Annotated in this window: 21 protein-coding genes; 17 read left to right on the top strand and 4 right to left on the bottom strand. The window is 64.5% G+C overall.

Features of this window, described 5'->3' with window-relative positions:
• Positions 1–4: 4 nt before the first annotated feature.
• Genes cdaA through ftsH form a run of 3 tightly spaced genes read right to left on the bottom strand, consistent with a single transcriptional unit; the run spans position 5 to position 3,892 of the window.
• Complete coding sequence (cdaA, locus tag VMX79_07930; protein ID HUV87028.1) at positions 5–754, bottom strand: diadenylate cyclase CdaA; 750 nt, start codon at positions 752–754, stop codon at positions 5–7.
• A 1-nt stretch (position 755) separates the two neighbouring features.
• Complete coding sequence (gene folP / locus VMX79_07925; protein HUV87027.1) at positions 756–1,958, bottom strand: dihydropteroate synthase; 1,203 nt, start codon at positions 1,956–1,958, stop codon at positions 756–758.
• Entirely contained in the window at positions 1,958–3,892 is a 1,935-nt protein-coding gene (gene ftsH / locus VMX79_07920; GenBank protein HUV87026.1) for an ATP-dependent zinc metalloprotease FtsH, read from the bottom strand. The genes folP and ftsH overlap by 1 nt, the downstream gene beginning before the upstream one ends.
• 317 nt (positions 3,893–4,209) lie before the next feature.
• On the opposite strand from ftsH, the gene cobO reads away from it, so the two are divergent.
• From cobO to VMX79_07835, 17 genes are all read left to right on the top strand, one after another.
• Entirely contained in the window at positions 4,210–4,737 is a 528-nt protein-coding gene (cobO, locus tag VMX79_07915; protein ID HUV87025.1) for a cob(I)yrinic acid a,c-diamide adenosyltransferase, read from the top strand.
• Positions 4,734–5,702: a methylmalonyl Co-A mutase-associated GTPase MeaB gene (gene meaB / locus VMX79_07910; GenBank protein ID HUV87024.1), complete on the top strand. Its 969-nt coding sequence runs from the start codon at positions 4,734–4,736 to the stop codon at positions 5,700–5,702. The genes cobO and meaB overlap by 4 nt, the downstream gene beginning before the upstream one ends.
• 18 nt (positions 5,703–5,720) lie before the next feature.
• Entirely contained in the window at positions 5,721–6,872 is a 1,152-nt protein-coding gene (locus tag VMX79_07905) for an acyl-CoA dehydrogenase family protein (GenBank protein HUV87023.1), read from the top strand.
• Between the two features lie 25 nt (positions 6,873–6,897).
• Positions 6,898–7,584, top strand: coding sequence for a hypothetical protein (locus tag VMX79_07900; protein HUV87022.1), 687 nt, complete (start codon positions 6,898–6,900; stop codon positions 7,582–7,584).
• 40 nt (positions 7,585–7,624) lie between these two features.
• Positions 7,625–9,292, top strand: coding sequence for a methylmalonyl-CoA mutase family protein (locus tag VMX79_07895; GenBank protein ID HUV87021.1), 1,668 nt, complete (start codon positions 7,625–7,627; stop codon positions 9,290–9,292).
• Between the two features lie 38 nt (positions 9,293–9,330).
• On the top strand, positions 9,331–9,735 hold the full coding sequence (locus VMX79_07890) for a cobalamin B12-binding domain-containing protein (protein ID HUV87020.1): 405 nt from the start codon (positions 9,331–9,333) through the stop codon (positions 9,733–9,735).
• 22 nt (positions 9,736–9,757) lie between these two features.
• Complete coding sequence (locus VMX79_07885) at positions 9,758–11,308, top strand: carboxyl transferase domain-containing protein (protein ID HUV87019.1); 1,551 nt, start codon at positions 9,758–9,760, stop codon at positions 11,306–11,308.
• 14 nt (positions 11,309–11,322) lie between these two features.
• The gene (locus VMX79_07880; protein HUV87018.1) at positions 11,323–11,523 is read left to right on the top strand and encodes a hypothetical protein; all 201 of its coding nucleotides are present in this window, start codon (positions 11,323–11,325) and stop codon (positions 11,521–11,523) included.
• Complete coding sequence (locus VMX79_07875) at positions 11,520–12,089, top strand: class I SAM-dependent methyltransferase (GenBank protein ID HUV87017.1); 570 nt, start codon at positions 11,520–11,522, stop codon at positions 12,087–12,089. The genes VMX79_07880 and VMX79_07875 overlap by 4 nt, the downstream gene beginning before the upstream one ends.
• Positions 12,082–13,581 carry an acetyl-CoA carboxylase biotin carboxylase subunit gene (gene accC / locus VMX79_07870; GenBank protein HUV87016.1) on the top strand — a complete coding sequence of 500 codons (1,500 nt, stop codon included), beginning with the start codon at positions 12,082–12,084 and terminating at the stop codon, positions 13,579–13,581. The genes VMX79_07875 and accC overlap by 8 nt, the downstream gene beginning before the upstream one ends.
• Positions 13,581–14,093, top strand: coding sequence for a biotin/lipoyl-containing protein (locus VMX79_07865; protein ID HUV87015.1), 513 nt, complete (start codon positions 13,581–13,583; stop codon positions 14,091–14,093). Before accC ends, VMX79_07865 begins: the two co-directional genes overlap by 1 nt.
• Complete coding sequence (locus VMX79_07860; protein HUV87014.1) at positions 14,090–15,703, top strand: methylmalonyl-CoA mutase family protein; 1,614 nt, start codon at positions 14,090–14,092, stop codon at positions 15,701–15,703. Before VMX79_07865 ends, VMX79_07860 begins: the two co-directional genes overlap by 4 nt.
• Positions 15,700–16,107 (top strand): methylmalonyl-CoA epimerase, encoded by a 408-nt coding sequence (gene mce / locus VMX79_07855; protein HUV87013.1) that lies wholly within the window; start codon positions 15,700–15,702, stop codon positions 16,105–16,107. The genes VMX79_07860 and mce overlap by 4 nt, the downstream gene beginning before the upstream one ends.
• A gap of 40 nt (positions 16,108–16,147) precedes the next feature.
• Positions 16,148–16,912: an enoyl-CoA hydratase-related protein gene (locus tag VMX79_07850; GenBank protein ID HUV87012.1), complete on the top strand. Its 765-nt coding sequence runs from the start codon at positions 16,148–16,150 to the stop codon at positions 16,910–16,912.
• 37 nt (positions 16,913–16,949) lie between these two features.
• On the top strand, positions 16,950–18,128 hold the full coding sequence (locus tag VMX79_07845; GenBank protein HUV87011.1) for an acetyl-CoA C-acyltransferase: 1,179 nt from the start codon (positions 16,950–16,952) through the stop codon (positions 18,126–18,128).
• Between the two features lie 31 nt (positions 18,129–18,159).
• The gene (locus tag VMX79_07840) at positions 18,160–19,011 is read left to right on the top strand and encodes a 3-hydroxybutyryl-CoA dehydrogenase (protein HUV87010.1); all 852 of its coding nucleotides are present in this window, start codon (positions 18,160–18,162) and stop codon (positions 19,009–19,011) included.
• 357 nt (positions 19,012–19,368) lie between these two features.
• The gene (locus VMX79_07835) at positions 19,369–21,048 is read left to right on the top strand and encodes a hypothetical protein (protein HUV87009.1); all 1,680 of its coding nucleotides are present in this window, start codon (positions 19,369–19,371) and stop codon (positions 21,046–21,048) included.
• A 96-nt stretch (positions 21,049–21,144) separates the two neighbouring features.
• Here VMX79_07835 and VMX79_07830 read toward each other — a convergent pair whose 3' ends face one another.
• Entirely contained in the window at positions 21,145–21,603 is a 459-nt protein-coding gene (locus tag VMX79_07830; GenBank protein ID HUV87008.1) for an SRPBCC domain-containing protein, read from the bottom strand.
• Positions 21,604–21,650 lie beyond the last annotated feature (47 nt).

The following is a 21,650-nucleotide window of genomic DNA, read 5'->3' as shown; positions in this document are numbered from 1 at the left end:
CGGCCTACAACCTGCCTTTCAAATAATCCTGCAGCGACGCTTTCAAATCTTCCACGCCCGTCACCGGGTTCAACCGGCCGTCGGCCGCGATGGCCACCCGGCCCGTCTCCTCCGATATAACGACGACCACGGCGTCCGTGACCTCCGTTATGCCGAGGGCGGCGCGGTGGCGGGCGCCGCGGCTCTTCGCGACCTCCGGGTTTTCGGTAAGGGGCAACATCACGGCCGCGGCCGCGACCCGGTCACCCTCGATTATGGCCGCGCCGTCGTGCAGCGGCGAGTGAGCGTCGAATATGGCACCCAAGAGCTCGCGCGATATCTCGCTGTTTAGGCGGACGCCCCGCTCGACGTAGCTGCCCAACGGGACGGTCCGCTCGAAGACGAGGAGCGCCCCTACGCGGGTGGCGGCGAACTCGAAGGCCGCGTTCACGACGATGTCTATCGTCGTCTCCTTTCGGCCCAGGACCGCCCGCACCAATCGGTTCTTGCCGATTAAGCCCAGCGCCTTTCGTAGCTCGGGTTGGAAGACGATGATGGCCGCTATGAACCATACGCCGCGCAGGTGCTCGAAGAACCAGTTGATCGAGTGCAGGCTGAACAACGAGGCCGCGCCGGCGACGACGGCCACGATGACCGCGCCCGCGGCCATAGGGGCCGCCGGCGTTCCCCGCACCAGCAGCATCAACCGGTAGATGACGAACGCCATCACCAGGATGTCTACCGCGTCTTGAACTCTGAAAGATAGGCCGAACATATTATGAACCGGTTACCGCCGACGCGACGGCCAAAGCCTGCGCCGTCGCCGCGACGTCGTGCACCCTGAGTATATGCGCGCCGCGGCGGGCCGCTATCAGCGCCGCCGCCAGCGAGCCGGCCAGCCGGCCGTTCACCTCCGCGCCCGTCAAGTCGCCGATGAACGACTTGCGCGAGTGCCCGACCATTACCGGGTAACCCAGGTCCGCCAGCGCCGGTACGTTATTGAGCAGCGCCAGGTTATGGTCGAGCGTCTTGCCGAAGCCGATGCCCGGGTCGACGACTATCTCGGCGACGCCCTGCGCCTTCGCCCACTCGGCTCGAGCGGCCAGGAAATCCCGCACTTCGCCGACGACGTCGTCGTAGCGCGGGTCTTTTTGCATATCGCCCGGCGTGCCCTGCATGTGCATGACGACGTACGGGAGGCCGAACTCGCCGCATACGTCCGCTATCGCGGGGTCGTCGCGGCCGGCGGAGACGTCGTTTATAATCGCGGCGCCGGCCTGGGCGCACTTCCTCGCCACCGCGGCCTTCCGCGTATCCACCGATACCGGGTAATCCGGCGCTATCGCCTCCACCACCGGCAGCACCCGGCGCAGCTCCTCCTCGGCCGATACGTACGCCGCGCCCGGGCGCGTCGACTCGCCGCCGACGTCGACCAGGTCCGCGCCGTGCTCGAGCAACCGGCGCGCGCGCGCCGTCGCCGCAACGGGTGTTTCGAATTCGCCGCCGTCCGAGAACGAGTCCGGCGTGACGTTCACTATCCCCATCACCAGCGGCCTATCGAGCCGCCGGCGCTCTCCCTTTAACGTTAGCTCGGGGACCGCGTCCCACGAGGCGAGCGCCCGTAACACCCCTCGGCCCAAAGCGTCCAGGCCGAAATCCTGTCCCGTTAATTTTTGACCTATGAGGGAGAGTTCCTTCGCGGTACCGAACAAAACGGCGTCGCTGCGGGCGACGCGACACGTAACCGCCTCCCGGTGAACGGCGGCTTCGGCGCCGGACGACAACGCCACCTGTTTGAGGATATTGGCCGCGGCCGGATGAAGGTTCCTTATATACAGGGCCCGGGAGGTGAACTTCGCCGCCATTATCTCCACGCCGCGCGGCGCGACGCCGACGGCGGCCATCAGCTCCCTCGCCTGGGCCGGCGAGTCGAAATTCACGCTCCGGATGGAAAGAGGGTCGTCGTTATCGTCGGTCATTACGTCTCGAGGGCCGGCTCGGCGTCGGGCACCTCCCGCGCTCTCTTAGCGGCCTTTTTCGCTCGGCCCTCGCCCGGCCGCTTCTTCTTCGCAGCCGGCTGCTTCGCGAACGGCGGCAACTTTTCGCCGGCCAGCAAGGTATCTATCTCCTCCCCGGTGAGCGTTTCCCGCTCCAGGAGCTCCCCCGCGATGAGCTCCAGCTGCTTCTTGTTCTTCTTCAACAATTTGTACGCGCGGTCGTACGCCTCGTCCACCAGCCGCCTTATCTCGCCGTCTATGACCTGCGCGGTCTCTTCCGAGTAGTCGCGGTGCTGCGCTATCTCGCGGCCTAGGAAGATGGCCTCCTCCCGCTTGCCGAACGCCACCGGCCCCAGCGTCTCGCTCATCCCCCAATCGCATACCATCTTGCGGGCGAGCTCGGTGGCGCGCTCGATGTCGTTGCCGGCGCCGGACGTCTCCTCGTTGAAGACCAGCATCTCCGCGGCCCGGCCGCCCAACATATGGTCCAACAATATGCCGCAGTATTCCTTGGAATACATGTGCTTCTCTTCTTCGGGCAGCGACTGTGTCAAGCCCAGCGCCATCCCCCGCGGTATGATGGTGACCTTGTGCACCGGGTCCGAGCCCGGCGTGAGCTTGGCCACCAGCGAGTGGCCCGCCTCGTGGTAGGCGGCGATCTTCTTGTCCTTCTCGCGGATGACGCGGCTCTTGCGCTCGGGCCCCATCATCACCTTGTCGCGCGCCTCCTCCAGGTCCGCCTGCGCCACCGCCTTACGGTCCCGGCGCGCCGCCAGCAGCGCCGCCTCGTTGACGAGGTTGGCCAGGTCGGCGCCGGAGAAGTACGGCGTCCCCCGGGCGATGGTCTCGAGGTCGACGGCGTCGGCGAGCGGGATCTCGCGGGTGTGCACCTGCAGGATGCCCAGGCGACCTTTCAGGTCCGGCCGGTCGACGACGACGGTGCGGTCGAAGCGGCCGGGGCGAAGCAGCGCCGGGTCGAGCACGTCGGGACGGTTGGTCGCGGCCAGCAGGATGACGCCCTCGTTGCTCTCGAAGCCGTCCATCTCGACCAGCAGCTGGTTGAGGGTTTGCTCGCGCTCATCGTGGCCGCCGCCCAGGCCGGCGCCGCGCAGCCGCCCCACCGCGTCCAGCTCGTCTATGAAGACGATGCACGGCGCGCGCTTCTTGGCCTCGTCGAACAGGTCGCGGACGCGCGCCGCGCCCACCCCCACGAACATCTCGACGAAGTCGGAGCCGGAGATGGAAAGGAACGGTACGCCGGCCTCGCCCGCGACCGCGCGGCCCATCAGCGTCTTGCCCGAGCCCGGCGGCCCCACCAGCAGGACGCCCTTGGGGATCTTGCCTCCCAGCCGCTGGAACTTGCGCGGGTCCTGCAGGAACTCGATTATCTCCTGGAGCTCCTCTTTAGCCTCCTCCGCGCCGGCCACGTCCTCGAACGTGACCTTCTGCTTGCCCTCTTCGAACAGGCGGGCGCGGCTCTTGCCGAAGGACAACGCTTTATTGTTGGGGCTTTGCATCCGGCGGAAGAGCCAGATGAAAAACACGAACAGCAATACGTACGGGCCCACCGAGACCAGGATCGTGAACCAAGCCGACCTCGAATCCTGGGTATCGACCTTGACGCCGGCGGCCTCCAGTTTTTTAACGAAGTCGGAATCCACCACCGGCACCTGCGTCTTGAACTTGGTGAACGGCTGGGCGTCGCCCTCGGTGCGGGCCTCGCGGCTCAGCTCGCCCGTTATCTTATTCTCCTGCAGCGTTACGGTGGCAACGACGCCCTTCGCGAGCAGGTCCGTAAACTTCCAATAGGGGATCTTGGCGACGTGCTCGGATTTCATAACGAAGAACTGGTAAACCGAGGCGACGGCCAATATTATTATCAACCACGGGAGCAATCCCCGTAACGCGCGCTTCATCGAGACCTCCGAACGCCGGAACGCGGACCATACGGCCGGTATTTTCGCAACTTATCCCGGATAAGGCTACCATATTCGCCCTTTCAAAACAAGGCAATTCGCGGCGGGCCTTGCGCCCCGGCGCGCCCGCGAGAAGGCCGGCCAACGTCCCCGGCCGTTCTTGCCGCCGAAAGGCCCAATTTCAAAAGATTTATTGACACATCACGGGGCCGATGTTATAAAAAGTCCTTCGCCGTTCACCAGTTTGGAACGAGAGGTGCCAACCCCAAGGGCGGGCGCTTCGCGGGAGTCTTTACCCGCCGCCTACCCCCAATACGATGCTCGGCTCGCAAGGAACGGTTCAAGTTTACACCGGCGACGGCAAGGGCAAGACCACCGCCGCCCTCGGCCTGGCGCTGCGCGCCTGGGGCCACGGCGCGCGCGTGCTCGTCATCCAGTTCATGAAGGGCCGGATAAACTACGGCGAGCTGGAGGCCGCGGCGAAACTCGAGGGGTTCGACGTTGAACAGTACGGCCGCGAGACCTTCGTCGACCGCGACGAGCCGGCGGCGGAGGACGTCGCGCTGGCGCGGGAGGCGCTGGCCCGGGCGCGGCAGGTAGTCGCCGAGAACGCGTACGACCTCGTCGTCCTCGACGAGGTGAACGTCGCCGCCGACTACGGCCTGGTAGAAGCGAAAGAGATACTGGACATCGTCGCGGCCAGGCCGGCCGAGATGGAGCTCGTCCTGACGGGCCGGGGCGCGCCGGCCGAATTCGCCGAGGCCGCGGACCTGGTAAGCGAAGTGAAGGAGATAAAGCACCATTATCGCATCGGCGTACCGGCGCGGAAAGGGATAGAGTTTTGAGGGGCGCCGGCGTAGTCACGGCGGCCGACTTCCTGGAGCGCTTCGTAGCCGGCGACCGGCTGGCGCTGGCGCGGGCGATATCCGCGGTCGAGGACGAGGCCGACGGCTACCGCGACTTCCTGCGCGAAATATACGGCCGCGCCGGTAATGCGTACCTGGTAGGCATCACCGGGCCGCCGGGGGCCGGCAAGTCGACGTTGGTGTCGCACCTGGCGGAGCGTTACGCCGCCGCCGGGCGCGACGTGGGCATCGTCGCGGTGGACCCGACCAGCCCCTTCACCGGCGGCGCGCTGTTGGGCGACCGCATCCGCATGCACGACCTCGCCGGCAACGAGCGCGTCTTTATCCGGAGTATGGCGACGCGGGGCAGCCTGGGAGGCCTGGCCAAAGCGACCGGCGAAGTCGCGCTGACGATGGACGCCTTCGGCCTCGACCTCGTGCTCATCGAGACGGTGGGCGTGGGCCAGAGCGAGCTCGACGTCGCCAACTCCGCCGACACGACGGTGGTGGTCGTCGTCCCGGAGTCGGGGGACGCGGTCCAGGCGATGAAGGCCGGCCTTATGGAAATAGCCGACGTGCTGGTGGTCAACAAGGCGGACCGCGAGGGCGCCGAGCAGATGGCGCGCGAGCTGCAAGTGACGCTCGGGCTGAAGCCGGAGGACGGCTGGCGGCCGCCGGTCGTCATGGCGGTCGCGACCGAGGGCCGCGGCGTCGACGATATACTGGAGGCGGTGGCGACGCATCGCTCGCACCTCGAGGAGTCGGGCGGTTTAACGTTGCGCCGCCGCGGCCGCGCGCAACGCCAGCTCGAGGAGCTGCTCGCGTACGAATTCAAGTGCGTGTGCGCCGCCACGCCGGCCTACGAAAGTTTACTCGAGCTGTTAACGGCCGAGGTACAGCAGGGGCGACTCACACCCTACGAAGCTTCGAGCCGGCTCTTTAAAGAAGTCTCTCGCGCAATGTAACGTCGAGGAGGAGAGAATATGGCCTGGAACTGGGACCCCGCGCAGGAAGAAGTACGCGAAAAGGCTCGCGCTTTCGCCGAGAAACACATTAACGCCGTGAGCCAGGAACTCGACCGGAGGCCACCCGAGTTCCCGGAGGATATTTTCAAAGCCATGGCCAAGGCCGGCTACCTGGGCTACCCGTCGGACCCGGCGTACGGCGGCCAGGGTAAAAACAAGCTGCTCTACGCCACGCTTATCGAAGAGATATCGTACGCCGACGCGGCGCTCGGCATCGTCATGGCCGTGCAGGTGCTGGCCTCGTATCCCCTCGAGAAGTTCGGCACCGACGAGCAGAAGAAGAAGTACCTGCCGAAGATGAACAAGGGCGAAATCCACGGCGCCTTCGCGCTCACCGAGCCCGGCGCCGGCTCCGACGCCGCGGCGCAGCAGGCCACCGCCGTCCTCGACGGCGACCACTACGTCCTCAACGGCGAGAAGATCTTCATCACCTCCGGCAACGTGGCCGACGTCGTCGTCGTCATCTGCAAGGCCAACACCGCCGAGGAACCGGACAAGTTCAAGGTCTCGGCCCTCATCTTCGACAACCCCGACGACCCGGGCTATTCCACCGAAATTTTAAAATACAAGATGGGGATACGCGCCTCGACCACGGCGCGCCTCTATTTCAAAGACGTAAAAATCCCGAAGGAAAACCTCCTGGGTGAGCACGGTAAGGGTTTCCGCGTCACGATGAACACGCTCGACGGCGCCCGCATCGGCGTCGCCGCCCAATCCGTCGGCATCTGCCAGCGCGCCTTCGACCTCGCCTCGGCCTACGCCAAAGAGCGCGAGCAATTCGGCGCGCCCATCGCCAAGCTGCAGGCCATCCAGTGGATGATCGCCGATATGTCGGTCCGCCTCGAGGCGGCGCGGCTCCTCACCTACAAAGCGGCTATGAAGGAAGCCGCGGGCGAGCCGATGGGCCTGGAGGCCGCACAGGCCAAGCTCTTCGCCTCCGAGGCCGCGAACTTCTGCGTCGACCGCTGCATGCAGATTCACGCCGGCTACGGCTACGTCGGCGACTTCTCGCGCGTCGAGCAGCTCTACCGCGACCAGCGCATCACCGAAATTTACGAGGGCACCTCCGAGGTGCAGCGGTTAGTGATAGCGGGCCATCTGCTGCGGTAATGATTGAATCCCAAGGGAGGCCGAAATGGGCAAAATCGGTTACGGGTACGGCAGCGAGTGGCACCTGTTGCGATATTTGGGCCGCCACCGCGAAGAACTGAATCGAGGAATAATCAAAGCGGCCGGCGCTGGTACCCGCGTCGAATGGTTGGACTTCGACTATACCGGGATTCGGAAACAACCGGACGCCGAACTCAAAGGATTAGATTTCCTCGCGGGGCCGAAGTACCGAAAGGTGCGCTCCAAGTGGCGGGAGTTCTGGCCGCCCGGGGGGAAACCTAATTGGGATGCCGTAGGGTGGTTATACCGAAGCGGCGGTAAGGACCTTTTGCTGGTGGAAGCGAAAGCGCACGTGAATGAGTTGGAATCCACGTGCCAAGCGAAATCGGAGGCGAGTCGGCGCCAAATAAACCGGGCCCTGGACGACACCAAGGAATACCTAGGAGCGCGAGAAAAAGCCGTGTGGACCGAGAAATTTTTTCAATATGCCAACAGGTTAGCGACCCTGTATTTCCTGAACGTCCACGGCGTGCCGTCGAGGTTGATACTGGTCTACTTCGTGGGCGACGTTTTCCCTGGCGGCACACGCGGCCCGAAAAAAGCCGCCACTTGGCGTGAGGCGTTGCGCAAGCAAGACCGGTACCTGGGTATCCCGCGGTCGCACCCGCTGAAAGGGCTTATACACAAATTATTCCTCCCGGTTACCCGGTAAACACTAAACCGTTTAGCGACGATCTACAGGTAGTGACGCTATGTTCGATAAAAAAGAACTCGAGAAAATCGCCCGGGCCAAGGCGGCCTGGGATAAGAAGGCCGGCGAATGCCGGGAGCGGGACGCCCTGTTCGAAACCGTGAGCGGCCTGCCGGTGGCGCCGCTCTATACCCCCGCCGACGTCGCCGGCCTCGACTACGAGCGAGACCTCGGCGTCCCGGGCGAGTACCCCTACACCCGCGGCGTCCAGGCCAATATGTACCGCGGCCGGCTGTGGACCATGCGCCAGTTCTCCGGCTTCGGCTCGGCGGAGGATACCAACGGCCGCTACAAATACCTCCTGGGCCACGGCCAGACGGGCCTCTCCGTCGCGTTCGACCTCCCCACGATTATGGGCCGCGACTCCGACCACCCATACGCGCGCGGCGAGGTGGGCAAGTGCGGCGTCGCGATATCGTCGCTGGCCGATATGGAGGTCCTCTTCGACGGCATCCCGCTGGCCGAGGTCTCGACGTCGATGACGATCAACGCCCCCGCGGCGCTCCTCCTGGCGTACTACGTCGCCGTGGGCGAGAAGCAGGGCGTCGACTCGAGAATATTACGCGGTACCATCCAGAACGACATCCTCAAGGAATACATCGCCCAGAAAACGTGGATATATCCCCCCGAGCCGTCGATGCGCATCATCACCGACATCATGGCCTACTGCGCCGCCGAAGTCCCGAAGTGGAACACCATCTCCATCTCGGGATACCACATCCGCGAGGCCGGCTCGACCGCGGCCCAGGAGCTCGCCTTCACGCTGGCCGACGGCTTCGCGTACGTCGAGGCCGGCATCGCCGCCGGCATGGACGTGGACACTTTCGCGCCGCGCCTCTCCCACTTCTTCAACGCCCACCTCGACTTCTTCGAGGAGATAGCGAAGTACCGCGCCGCCCGCCGGATCTGGGCCAAGCGGATGAAGAACAAGTATAAGGCCCGCGACCCGCGGTCCTGGCTCATGCGCTTCCACACGCAGACGGCGGGATGCAGCCTCACGGCGCAGCAGCCGGAGAACAATATCGTCCGGACCGCCATCGAGGCGCTGGCCGGCGTACTGGGCGGTACGCAGTCGCTCCACACCAACTCCATGGACGAGACGATGGCGCTGCCCTCCGAGAAGGCGGTCCTCATCGCCCTCCGCACGCAGCAGGTAATCGCCTACGAGTCCGGCGTCGCCAACGTCATCGACCCCCTCGCCGGTTCCTACTACGTCGAGTATCTGACTAATAAAATGGAGGAGGAGGCCGAGGAGTACTTCGACAAGATAGAGGCGCTGGGCGGCGTGCTCAAGGCCATCGAGAAAGGTTTCTTCCAGAAGGAAATAGCCGACGCCGCGTACGATTACCAGAAGAAGATCGAGCAGGGCAAGCGCGTCCAGGTGGGCGTGAACGAGTTCAAACTCGACGACGAAAAAATCGAGATCGACCTCCTCAAGGTCGACCCGGCGGTCGAGGAGCACCAGAATAAGCGGCTGGCGAAGGTACGCGCGGAGCGCTCGGAGGCCGAGTGGAAGAAGGCGCTCGGGGGTATGCGACAGGCCGCGCGCGACGGGACCAACCTCATGCCCCACTTCCTGGCCTGCGCCCGGGCGTACGCCACGCTGGGCGAGACGCTGGACGTATTGCGCGAGGAGTTCGACGAGTACAAGGAGACGCCGATATACTAGGCCGGCTCGAGCCGGCCCGGTGCACAGCGAGGTGGCTTATGACGCATAAACGAATACGCGTGTTGGTGGCGAAGCCGGGCCTCGACGGCCACGACCGCGGCGCCAAAGTCGTGGCGCGGGCGCTGCGGGACGCCGGCATGGAGGTCATCTACACGGGCCTGCACCAGACGCCGGAGGCCATCGTCGAGGCGGCGCTGCAGGAGGACGTCGACGTCGTCGGCCTGTCCATCCTATCCGGCGCGCACATGACGATGTTCCCCCGCGTCCGGGAGCTTTTGCGCGAGAAGGGCGCCGAGCACGTCCTCATCACCGGCGGCGGCATCCTCCCCGAGGACGATATTGCCGAGCTGCAGAAGGTCGGCATAGGCCGCCTCTTCACGCCCGGCACCACCACCGACGACATCGTAGCGTACATAAAAGAAGCCGTCCCCTCCGAGAACTGAGTCGCAGGGGCGAAGGGGGTCGATGGCCAACGAGGACCTCTACGAACGTTTAGCCCGCGTACGCGCCCTGGCCCTGGAGGGCGGCGGCCCGGAGCGCGTCGCCAAGCAGCACGACGCCGGCAAGCTCACCGCGCGCGAGCGCCTCGACATCCTGCTGGACGAGGGCACCTTCCGCGAGCTCGACGCCACCGTCGTCCACCGCTGTCACGACTTCGGCATGGCGGAGCGGCGCGTCCCGGGCGACGCGGTGGTAACCGGCTACGGCCGCGTCAACGGCCGCCTCACGTTCGTCTTCGCCCAGGATTTCACCTCCTTCGGCGGCACCCTCTCCAAAGCTCACGGCGAGAAGATCTGCAAGGTATGCGACCACGCCCTGCGCGTCGGCGCGCCCATCGTGGGCCTCAACGACTCCGGCGGCGCGCGCATCCAGGACGGCGTCGACTCGCTGGCCGGCTACTCCGACTTCTTTTTGCGCAATACCCTCGCCTCCGGCGTCGTGCCGCAAATAGCCGCCATTATGGGCCCGTGCGCCGGCGGCGCCGTCTATTCCCCCGCCGTAATGGACTTCACCTTCATGGTCGAAGGCACGTCGTACATGTTCCTCACCGGGCCCGACGTCATCAAGACCGTGATGAACGAGGAGGTAACCTTCGAGGAGCTGGGCGGCGCCCGCGTCCACGCCACCAAGTCCGGCTGCTGTCACGTCGTCGCCGCCGACGAGGTGGCGTGCCTGCAGGGAATTCGCCGCCTCCTCTCGTTCCTGCCGCAGAACAACCTCGACGAGCCGCCGTACGTCGAGACCGGCGACGACCCGGCTCGAGCCGACGCCGAGCTCGACGCCCTCCTCCCCGACTCGCCCAACAAGCCCTACGATATGAAGGACGTCATCCGGCGCGTCGTCGACAACGGCGACTTCTTCGAAATTCACCGCGACTTCGCGCCCAACATGATATGCGGTTTCGCGCGTATGGCGGGCCGGACCGTCGGCATCAACGCCCACCAGCCGCTGGTCCTGGCCGGCTGCCTGGACATCGACTCGGCCTGCAAGTCCGCGCGCTTCATCCGCTTCTGCGACGCCTTCAACATCCCCATCCTCACCTTCTCCGACGTGCCGGGCTTCCTCCCCGGGACGGCGCAAGAGTACGGCGGCGTCATCAAGCACGGCGCGATGCTGTTGTACGCGTACGGCGAGGCCACGGCCCCCAAGGTCCACGTCATCGTCCGCAAGTCGTACGGCGGCGCGTACGCCGTCACCTCCACCAAGCACATGCGCGGCGACACGGTCTACGCCTGGCCCACCGCGCAAATCGCGGTGATGGGCCCCGAGGGCGCGGTGAACATTTTGCACCGGCGCGAGCTGGCGGCGGCGGAGGACCCGGCTAAGCTGCGCGATAAGCTCGTCGCCGAGTTCCGCGAGAAATTCGCGAACCCCTACATCGCCGCGGAGCTGGGCTACGTGGACGAGGTCATCATGCCCCGGGAGACGCGGCCTCGCATCATCCAGGCGCTCGAGATGCTCCGCAACAAGCGCGACCATAACCCGCCCAAGAAGCACGGGAATATACCGTTGTAATAATGGTGGAAACTGTGAACGATTTACTTATTTTCACCTTGGTAGCGTACGTCTTCCAGTTCTTCGGCCTGGTGGCGCTGTTCGCCGCGGCCGGCGCGGCCCTCTACTGCGCCGTGCAAATGAAGAAGGTCCTCGCCGAGCTGCAGCGCCAAACCGAAACGCTGCGCCGGCTGGCGGGCGAGCCTCCCGCCGAGAAGGAAGCGCCCGGGGAATGAGCGACGGCGTCGAAATCAGCCTCGGGCCGCTCGAGCCCATGCCCGTCATCCTCGACCTGTGCGCGGGCGGCGAGGGCATAATCGCCCGGGCGTACCCGGGCCGCGTCATCGGCGTCGACTCGCAGATATCGGAGATCACCGAGGCCCGGCGCAAGTGCCCGCCCCGCACCATCTTCCTGGTGGGCGACGCCACGCGCACGAACTTCGTCGACAACACCTTCGAGCACGTCACCGTCTTCTTCGGCCTGATGTACGTGAAGGGCGCCGACGCCAAGCGGGCGCTCTTCGCCGAGGCCGCGCGCGTATTAAAACCCGGCGGCAGTCTGCACCTCTGGGGAACGCCGGTCCCCCCGGGCGACGACGTCTTCGGCGTCGCCGTCACGGTGACGCTGCCGGGGGGCGAGGCCGTGCGGACGGGCTACGGCGTGCGGGGCGAAGGCCGCGAGCAGGACCTCGCGATGGTCCGCGACTTCGCCGCGGCCGCCGGCCTGCAAGTCGAGGTGGAGGACGACCGCGGCGGCTGGTTCTACCTGCGCCTCGCCAAACCCAAGACGTCAAATGTTTAAAAAAGTCCTCGTAGCCAACCGCGGCGAAATAGCCGTACGCGTGATGCGCGCGTGCCGCGAGCTCGGCATCCGGAGCGTGGGAATATATTCCGACGCGGACCGGCCCGCGCCGCACGTCCGCTACGCCGACGAGGTCTACAACGTCGGCCCGGCGCCGGCGAGCGAATCTTATTTAAATATAGATAAGATAATCGACGTCGCGCGGCGCGCCGGCGCGGAAGCGGTGCACCCCGGGTACGGCTTCCTGGCGGAGAACGCGGCCTTCGCCGCGGCGTGCGAAGACGCGGGCCTCGTATTCGTGGGGCCGTCGCCCGCGACGCTGCGGGCCGCCGGCGATAAGCAGGGCGCCCGGGCGACGATGGCCGCGGCCGGCATCCCGGTGATACCGGGCTCCGACCCCGCGCTGCGCGGGGACGAGGATATAGCGAACGCGGCGGCGGAAATAGGCTGGCCGGTGATGATAAAGGCCGCGGCCGGCGGCGGCGGCAAGGGCATGCGCGTATGCGCCCGCGCCGACGACTTCGCCGAACTCCTCAAACACGCCCGGAGCGAAGCGCGCTCCGCCTTCGGCGACGACGCGGTATACGTCGAGAAGTGCCTCGCGGGGCCGCGCCACGTCGAGTTTCAAATCCTCGCCGACGCCCACGGCAACGTCGTCCACCTCCACGAGCGCGAGTGCTCCATCCAGCGCCGCCACCAGAAGCTGGTGGAGGAGTCGCCGTCGCCCGTCCTGGACGATGAGTTGCGCGCGCGGATGGCGGAGGCCGCACTCAAGGCGGCCCGCGCCGCAAACTATACCAACGCCGGCACGATCGAGTTCCTGCTCGACGCAGGCCGCGACTTCTACTTCCTGGAGGTGAACGCGCGGCTGCAGGTGGAGCACCCGGTGACGGAGCTCGTGACGGGCGTAGACCTCGTAAAGGAACAGCTACGCGTCGCCGCCGGCGAGCGGCTTCGGTTCGCCCAGGAAGACGTCCGGCCCCGCGGCGCCGCCATCGAGTGCCGCATCTCCGCCGAGGACCCCGACAACAACTTCTACCCGGCGACGGGGACGATATCGCGGCTCCGCATCCCGGCCGGCCCGGGCGTCCGCTTCGACGGCGGCGTTGCCCAGGGGTACGAGGTGCCCATATACTACGACCCGCTCATCGCCAAACTCGTGGTGTGGGCGGAGGACCGGCCGCTCGCCATCGAGCGGATGACCCGCGCGCTCAACGAGTTCGTCCTCGACGGCGTCGCGACGACGATTCCGTTCCACCGCTGGGTTATGGCGTCCGAAGCGTTCCGCAAGGGCGAATTCGACACCTCTTTCGTGGAAAAATATTTCCGGCCCGAGGCCTCTCACGCCGAACGCCAGGAGAAGGCGGCGGCGGTGCTGTGCACCATTCTCAACCACCTCCGCGGCCCGGCGGCCCCCGTTAGCCCGGACGGCGCCGGCCCCGCGACCGACGCCTGGCGGTTGGCCGCCCGCCGCGAGGGCGTGGGCGATTGATGCGCTACCGGACCACCATAGGCAGCCGCACGTACGAACTCACGGTTGAGGGCGAAGGGGCGTCGCCGGCCGTAAGCGTCGACGGCAAGCGTTGCGACGTCGACTACCACGAAGTGGCGCGCGACGCCATCTACTCGCTGATACTCGACGGTAACTCCGCGGAGCTGTGGGTGCGGCGCGACGAGCGCGGCGGCTACGTCGTCTTCGTCGCCGGCCACACCCTCGCCGTGTCGGTGGAGGACGAGCGCCAGCGGCGCATCCGCGAGCTGAAGGGGGCGGCGGGCGCGGACGAACAGGCCGCGGCCGAAGTGAAGGCGCCCATGCCGGCGGTCGTGCTGGACGTGATGGTCGCGCCGGGCGACGAGGTCGCCGAGGGCCAGGGCCTGTGCGTCATAGAGGCCATGAAGATGGAGAACCTGATGCGCGCACCCCGCGGCGGCGTCGTGAAAGAAGTTAAAATAGAAAAAGGCCGCGGCGTCGCCCTGGGCGACGTGCTGGTCGTTATTGAATGACGCGAAAAAATAAAGAGAGCGCCGAACGCGACGTCGCGGCGACTTCCGGGATAGAGGTCAAGGCGGTATACAAGCCGGAGGACGCGCCGGTCGACTACGGCCTTGAGCTGGGCGAGCCGGGCGCGCCGCCCTTCACCCGGGGCGTCTACGCCGACATGTACCGCGGCCGGCTGTGGACCATGCGCCAGTACGCCGGCTACGCCACGGCGGCGGAGACCAACAAGCGCTACCGCTACCTGTTGTCGCAGGGCCAGACCGGCCTCTCGGTGGCGTTCGACCTGCCGACGCAGTGCGGCTACGACTCGGACGCGGCGCTCGCCCGGGGAGAGGTGGGCCGGACGGGCGTCGCCGTATCCACGCTCGACGACCTGGCCGCGCTCTTCGACGGCATCCCGCTGGCCGACGTCTCGACGTCGATGACCATAAACGCCACCGCGGCCGCGCTGCTGGCGATGTACGTCGCCCTCGCGAAGCGGCAGGGCGCGGACCCGGCGAAGCTGCGCGGAACGGTCCAGAACGACATCCTCAAGGAGTTCTTCGCCCGGGGCAACTACATCTACCCGCCGGCGCCGTCGCTGCGGCTGGCGACGGACCTCATCCGCTACTGCGCGGCCGAGATGCCCTCCTGGAACAGCATCTCCATATCGGGGTATCACATCCGCGAGGCCGGCGCCACCGCGGCCCAGGAGGTAGCGTTCACGTTCGCGGACGCCGTCGCGTACGTCGAGGCGGCGCTGGCCGCGGGCCTGGCCGTGGACGACTTCGCGCCGCGGCTCAGCTTCTTCTTCGGCGCGCACAACAACCTGTTGGAAGAGGTCGCGAAGTTCCGCGCGGCGCGGCGGATATGGTGCCGGCTTATGGCGGAGCGCTTCGGCGCCCGGGACCCGGCGTCGATGAAGCTGCGCTTCCACACGCAGACCGCCGGCTGCACCCTCACGGCCCAGGAACCGGCGAACAACGTCGTGCGCGTCGCCCTGCAGGCGCTGGCCGCGGTCCTCGGCGGGACGCAGTCGCTTCACACCAACTCGCGCGACGAGGCGCTGGCGCTCCCCTCCGAGGAGTCGGCGCTCATCGCCCTCCGCACGCAGCAGATAATCGCCCACGAGAGCGGCGTCGCCGACACCGCGGACCCCCTGGGCGGCTCGTACTACGTGGAGGCGCTGACGCGCGAACTCGAGGCGCGCGTCGAAGAGTATCTCCGAGAAATCGACGCTATGGGGGGCGCGCTGCGGGCGGTGGAGAGCGGCTACTTCGCCGACGAAATAGCCGCGAGCGCGTACCGATACCAAAAGGACGTCGAAGAGAAAAAGCGCGTCGTCGTCGGCGTGAACGAATACGTAACCGGGGGCGCGCCGCCGTTCGAGACGCTTCGCCTCGAGCCGGCGCTCGAGCGCGCCCGTGCGAAAGAGCTCGCCGCCTACCGCAAACGCCGCGACGACGCCCGGCGCGAGGAGGCGCTGGCGGCGCTGCGGGAAGCCGCGGCGGCCGACGGCGCGCCGCTGATGGAACCTACTATCGCCTGCGTCGAGGCCGCGGCGACGGTGGGCGAAACATCCGACGCGCTGCGCGAGGCGTGGGGCGAGTACGACAAGACGAAGGGGCGGCCGTGACGGTAAAGGGCGCGAAGCTCGAGCACGTCGGCGTCGCCGTCAAGAGCATAGAGGAGGCGAGGCGGTTTTACGGGGAGGCGCTCGGCCTAACGCTCGGCGGCGAGGAGGTCCTGGCGGAACGCGGCCTTAAGCTCGCCTTCTTCGATGCCGGCGGCGTAAAAATAGAACTGCTCGAGGGCCTGGGCGGAGACCCGATATCCAAATTCATCGAAAACCGCGGCCCCGGCGTTCATCATCTCTGCTTCAAGGTCGACGACGTGGACGAAGCGGCGGCCTCGCTCCGCGCCGACGGCTACGAGTTCGTTACGGACGCGCCGTACGAGGGCGCACCCGGCGCGCGCGTCACCTTTATGAAGCCGTCGAGTACGTTCGGCGCGCTTATCGAGTTGCTACAGGAAGGTTAACCAAGGCGGTCCTTTAACCCTAACGAAAAAGGGAGACGTTATGGCACTGGTCAACGTTACCAAAGAGGGCGCCGTCGCGACCGTCACCATCAACCGGCCCGACGCGCTTAACGCTCTCAACGACGGAGTTTTAGCCGAGCTTGAGAAAATTATCACGGAGCTCGACGCCGACAAAGAGGTCCTGGTCGTCGTCGTGACCGGCGAGGGGAAGGCGTTCGTCGCCGGCGCGGATATCGCCGCCATGGCGGAAATGAACGGCGCGCAGGCGAAGGCGTTCGCCGAGAACGGCCAACGCGTCTTCGGCGCGCTCGAGCGCGCCCACTTCGTAAGCGTGGCCGCGGTCAACGGTTTCGCGCTGGGCGGCGGCATGGAGCTCGCGCTGGCGTGCGATATGCGGTTCGCCTCCACCAAGGCCAAGATGGGCCAGCCGGAGGTCGGCCTGGGCGTGACGCCCGGCTTCGGCGGGACGCAGCGGCTGCCGAAGCTCGTCGGCCCGGGTAAGGCGATGTACCTCCTGACGACGGGCGAGCAAATCGACGGCGCCCGGGCGCTGGAGCTCGGCTTAGCCAACGCCGTCTTCGAGCCGGAGGAGCTTTTGCCGAAGGTGATGGAGCTCGCCGAAGCTATCGCCAAGAAGGGCCCCACGTCGCTCGCGATGGTGAAGAAGGCCGCGCACGACGGATTGACCCTCACCGTCGAAGAAGGCTGCAAGCTGGAGGCGGAGCTCTTCGGCAAGTGCTTCGAGGGCGGCGAGGGCAACGAAGGTATGAAGGCATTCCTGGAAAAACGCGCGCCGAAGTGGTAGGCGGGCGCGACGGTTCTAAATCTTAAAGGAGGTCGTAATGGCGGAAGATATCGTAATCGCGGGCGTTTGCCGTACCGCGGTCGGCAAATTCCTCGGGACCCTCGCGCCGCTCCAGGCGTGGCAGCTGGGCGGCGTCGCGATTCGGGGCGCGGTCGAGCGCGCCGGGATAAAACCGGAGCAAGTGGACGAGGTAATAATGGGCAACGTCGTCTCGGCCGGGATGGGCCAGGCGCCGGCGCGCCAGGCGGCCATCGCCGCGGGCCTGCCCGCATCCGTGAACTGCGTAACTATTAACAAGGTGTGCGGCTCGGGCGCGAAGGCCGTATCGATGGCGGCGCAGGCCATCAAGGCGGCCGACGAGGAGATAGTCGTCGCCGGCGGCCTGGAGTCGATGTCCAACGTACCGTTCTACTTTTACAAAGGACGAACCGGCCAGAAGATGGGTAACATGGAGCTCGTCGACGGCATGATCCGTGACGGCCTGTGGTGCGCCTTCGAGGATAAGCACATGGGCTGCCTGGGCGACTTTACCGCGCAGAACTCCGGCATCAGCCGCGAGGAGCAAGACGAGTGGGCCGCAAACAGCCAGGCCAAGGCGCTGGCCGCGATAAAGGAAGGAAAGTTCAAGGCCGAGATCGTCCCGGTCGAGGTTCCCCAGCGTAAGGGCGACCCCATCGTCTTCGACACCGACGAGGGGCCGCGGGAGACGACGGCCGAGAAACTCGCCAAGCTCAAACCGGCGTTCAGCAAAGACGGCACTATCACGCCGGGCAACGCACCGGGCCTCAACGACGGCGCCGCGGCGATGGTGGTAATGACGGCGGCCAAGGCCAAGGAATTGGGCGTTACGCCGGACGCCACCATCGTCGGCTACGCCTCGGCCCACGTCGAACCTAAGATGCTGTTCTACGCGCCGGTGGACGCCGTCAAGAAGTTGATGGCCAAGACGGGCGAGTCCATCGGCGACTACGACCTCATCGAGATAAACGAGGCCTTCAGCGCGCAGGTCCTGGCGGACGGTAAAGGGCTCGGCTGGGACTGGGACCGCGTCAACGTGAACGGCGGCGCGGTAGCGCTGGGGCATCCCATCGGCGCCTCGGGCGCGCGCATCCTGGCGACGCTGGTATACGCGCTCAAGGACCGCGGCGGCAAGCGCGGCCTGGCCACCGCTTGCCTGGGCGGCGGCGGCGCGGTCGCGATGAGCATAACGATTTAACAACGATCCCTATACCGCACGGGAGGTTCCCATGACTATAAAGAAAGTCGCCGTCATCGGCGGCGGGACGATGGGCAACGGCATCGCGCACGTCTTCGCGCAGGCCGGTTTCGACGTCGTGCTCATCGACCAATCCAAGGATTTACTCGAAAAGGCGCTCGGCGTCATCACCAAGAACCTGGGGCGCCTGGTCAAGAAGGAGAAGATAACGCAGGAGGACGCCGACGCGGCGTTGGCCCGCATCGAGAAATCGACGGACCTGGGCGACGCCAAGGACGCGGACCTCGTCGTGGAAGCGGTCTTCGAGGACCGCGACCTCAAGAAGAAGATTTTCACGGAACTGGACGAGAAGTGCAAGGCCGAAGCCATCCTGGCGTCCAACACGAGCTCGATACCGATAACCGAGATCGCCGGCGTCACGAAGCGGCCGGATAAGGTTATCGGCATGCACTTCATGAACCCGGTGCCGATGATGAAACTGGTGGAGGTCATCCGCGGCATCGCGACGTCGGACGAGACGTACGCCGTGGCGGAGGAGGCGGCCAAGGCCGTGGGCAAGACGCCGGTGGAGGTCAACGACTTCCCCGGCTTCATATCCAACCGCGTGCTGCTGCCGATGATAAACGAGGCGTGCTTCGCGCTCTACGAGGGCGTCGCGACCAAGGAGGCCATCGACAGCGTCATGAAGCTCGGCATGGCGCACCCCATGGGGCCGCTGGAGCTGGCGGACCTTATTGGCCTGGACGTCTGCCTCGACATCATGGAGGTCCTGCACGACGGCTTCGCGGACTCGAAGTACCGGCCCTGCCCGCTGCTGCGCAAGATGGTCCTGGCCGGCTACCTGGGCCGCAAGACGAAGAAGGGGTTTTACGATTACGAATAGAACGTAGAACGGATACGGCGTAGGGGCGCACAGCTGTGCGCCCCTAACGGCCAGAGGCCTATACACGTACGTAGGGCCGGACCTTCAGGTCCGGCCTCTTCTTCATATCACGAAAAAGCGGTGGGCGCACCTAAAGGTACGCCCCTACGAATACCTGGGCCGCAAGACGAAGAAGGGCTTCTACGATTACGAATAGAAGGGACACGACGTAGTAGGGGCGCACAGCTGTGCGCCCCTACGAAACCCTAAAAAAACCCGGCCGGGAGACCGGGGTTTTTATTGCGATTTTACGGATAAAAACTTAGTATAAAAAAATACTGGGAATAGGGAATCTCCATATAAACGGGAGGTAACTAAATGAACCGCGTTACGGTAATAACGGCGTTGGCCCTCGCGTGCACGATAGCGGCGCAGACGGCGGCGGACGATGAAAAGGCCAAGTACTTCCGGCACGTAATGCTGGACGGGAAACACGATATCGTCGGGAAGTACGAGGTGCCCGAAGAAGAAGCAACGTGGGTCAACTGCTATCGCTTCGTTTATGACGAGGAAGGACGCGTTACCGAGGTAGGTTACCTTATGGGCGGGAAACCTGCGGAAGGTTCCTTTTTAGAGTCGAACGCCGCGTGCGTCGTTTTCGAGTATTATAAACCTAGCGAAAAGAGGTCTTTCTACAATGCGGCAGGCCAACCCGTCCCGAGTTATAACGACGCGTTCGGGTTCGGGTTAAAGCTTGACGACGAGGGCAACCGCGTAGCGTTAAAAAACCTCGGCGCCGACGGCTCTTTGATAAACGATAAATTCGGTGTCGCCGAATACCGGTGGACTATCGACGACCAAGGCCGCCGCGTTGCGGATATTCGAATAAACAGGTTAGGCCAACAAGTTACCGACAAGACCGGCTATTTCGAAACGCGTCGAGTCTACGACAACCAAAATAACGTCGTCCGGGTTTCGAACCACGACCGCGAGGGAAACCTTAAGGAGGATAAAAGCGGTATAGCGGTCAGAGAATACGAGTTCGACGCCGCCGGAAATACAGTCGAAACAAGGTATCTAGGCGAAAACGAGGAATTAAAACACCTTCCGGGCACGGAATTAGAACCCGACCTCGCCGATTACTTCATAAGGAGGGAACGGGATTTAGGGTACGCGATCGAGCGGTTCAAATACGGCGAATACGGTAATATCGTCGAGGTGTCATATTACGATAAAAAAGGTAACCTTGCTGAAAGAGAAGACGAAAAGGTTGCCGTAAAAAGGACTACTTACGACGACCGCGGCAACGTGGTCGAAGTATCGTACTTCGATAAAAAAGATAGGCCGACTAAAAATAAAGGATTGGGTATTTCTGTTGTACGTTCTACTTACGATTCGCGCTGTAACGTTATCGAACAATGTTACTACGACGAGAAGGGGAAACCTAAAAAGCGTAGAGGTTTAGGGGCCGCGATTATACGTAGGGTTTTCGACGAAGCCGGGAACAACGTAGAGGAAACCTATTGCGATTGCGAAGGGGAACGTTGTTGTAGGGAAGACCTTGACGGCGTAGCTGTTTTAAAACTTAAATACGACGAAGTCGGGAACGTAACGGAAATCAGGTATTTCGACCTTGCGGGTAAACCAACCGAAGTCCGCGGGTTCGCCGCTGTACGGAAGAAATACAATATTTACGGTTATAAAACCGAGGAATGCTACGTTAACCTCGAAGGCCGGCCGGTAGAAATCGAGGATGGAGGATATGCAATAATACGCTTTAAGTACGACGAAGACCGTAACCTTTGCGAGGAAGCTTATCTTAGTCCGGAGGGCCGGTATAAAACGCCGGCGCATTCGCCGGTAGCCGTTACCAGATATTACTACGACGCCCGCGGTAATATGGAACAGATCTCGTACTTTGATGAACAGGAGAACCCGACGCCCGCGTTTGGTTTCGTCGTAACAATACGCGCCGAGTACGACGTCGACGGCAACCTTAAGAAAATAGCTACGTACGATAAATTCAGAAACCTATTGACCGAAAAAGAAATCGAATAACTGCATACTTATAACAACGATCTCTCCTATAGAAACAGAAGCAAACCCCGGCCTCCAAAACTCGGGGTATGTTTACCCGTTATTCCTCGTTTAAAATTATCCTCCGCCGAGCTGCTTCTCCAGCGTCGCGAACGCGCCCTCCCAGTTGCGCTCGAGCCAAAGCCGCGCCTCCTCCCATTCCGGCGTGGCGCGCCAACCCGTGTGGACGAGGTGGACCTCGGTACGCGGCTGCGACGCGTCGCCGCCCGGGACGAACGCCACCGTCACGTGCGTCAGCGGCTCGCACTCGTTCATGAAATCGGCGTATTGCTTCGGGCCCTTCCACTCGAAGGCCAGCAGCTTGCCCGGCTCGAGCGCCGTAACCCGGCAGCCGATGGTGCTGTCGAACGCCGGCTCGTCGGGGTTCCAGAAGAGCTCGTACTTGCCACCCACGCGCGCCTCGACGTCGGCCTTGACCGCGAGCCACTTCTCCAGTTCCCCGTTGACGGTAAACATCTCGAACGCCCGGGCGGCGTCGCACGGCAGCGTTACGGAACGGTAGATTATCTTGTCCATCGCCTCTCCTCTCTCGACGTCGTCGTTAATCCCCGGTAAGGGCGCAA

The organism is bacterium, assembly GCA_035529855.1.
GTDB lineage: Bacteria > RBG-13-66-14 > B26-G2 > WVWN01 > WVWN01 > WVWN01.
The sequence above is the reverse complement of the archived record's forward strand: the minus strand, read 5'-3'. Positions and strand labels throughout refer to the sequence as shown.

Excerpts from the sequence above, each read along its gene's own strand:
- cdaA (HUV87028.1), bottom strand. The coding sequence starts at position 754 with ATGTTCGGCCTATCTTTCAGAGTTCAAGACGCGGTAGACATCCTGGTG.
- folP (HUV87027.1), bottom strand. The coding sequence starts at position 1,958 with ATGACCGACGATAACGACGACCCTCTTTCCATCCGGAGCGTGAATTTC.
- ftsH (HUV87026.1), bottom strand. The coding sequence starts at position 3,892 with ATGAAGCGCGCGTTACGGGGATTGCTCCCGTGGTTGATAATAATATTG.
- cobO (HUV87025.1), top strand. The coding sequence starts at position 4,210 with ATGCTCGGCTCGCAAGGAACGGTTCAAGTTTACACCGGCGACGGCAAG.
- VMX79_07905 (HUV87023.1), top strand. The coding sequence starts at position 5,721 with ATGGCCTGGAACTGGGACCCCGCGCAGGAAGAAGTACGCGAAAAGGCT.
- VMX79_07900 (HUV87022.1), top strand. The coding sequence starts at position 6,898 with ATGGGCAAAATCGGTTACGGGTACGGCAGCGAGTGGCACCTGTTGCGA.
- VMX79_07895 (HUV87021.1), top strand. The coding sequence starts at position 7,625 with ATGTTCGATAAAAAAGAACTCGAGAAAATCGCCCGGGCCAAGGCGGCC.
- VMX79_07890 (HUV87020.1), top strand. The coding sequence starts at position 9,331 with ATGACGCATAAACGAATACGCGTGTTGGTGGCGAAGCCGGGCCTCGAC.
- VMX79_07885 (HUV87019.1), top strand. The coding sequence starts at position 9,758 with ATGGCCAACGAGGACCTCTACGAACGTTTAGCCCGCGTACGCGCCCTG.
- VMX79_07875 (HUV87017.1), top strand. The coding sequence starts at position 11,520 with ATGAGCGACGGCGTCGAAATCAGCCTCGGGCCGCTCGAGCCCATGCCC.
- accC (HUV87016.1), top strand. The coding sequence starts at position 12,082 with ATGTTTAAAAAAGTCCTCGTAGCCAACCGCGGCGAAATAGCCGTACGC.
- VMX79_07865 (HUV87015.1), top strand. The coding sequence starts at position 13,581 with ATGCGCTACCGGACCACCATAGGCAGCCGCACGTACGAACTCACGGTT.
- VMX79_07860 (HUV87014.1), top strand. The coding sequence starts at position 14,090 with ATGACGCGAAAAAATAAAGAGAGCGCCGAACGCGACGTCGCGGCGACT.
- VMX79_07850 (HUV87012.1), top strand. The coding sequence starts at position 16,148 with ATGGCACTGGTCAACGTTACCAAAGAGGGCGCCGTCGCGACCGTCACC.
- VMX79_07845 (HUV87011.1), top strand. The coding sequence starts at position 16,950 with ATGGCGGAAGATATCGTAATCGCGGGCGTTTGCCGTACCGCGGTCGGC.
- VMX79_07840 (HUV87010.1), top strand. The coding sequence starts at position 18,160 with ATGACTATAAAGAAAGTCGCCGTCATCGGCGGCGGGACGATGGGCAAC.
- VMX79_07835 (HUV87009.1), top strand. The coding sequence starts at position 19,369 with ATGAACCGCGTTACGGTAATAACGGCGTTGGCCCTCGCGTGCACGATA.
- VMX79_07830 (HUV87008.1), bottom strand. The coding sequence starts at position 21,603 with ATGGACAAGATAATCTACCGTTCCGTAACGCTGCCGTGCGACGCCGCC.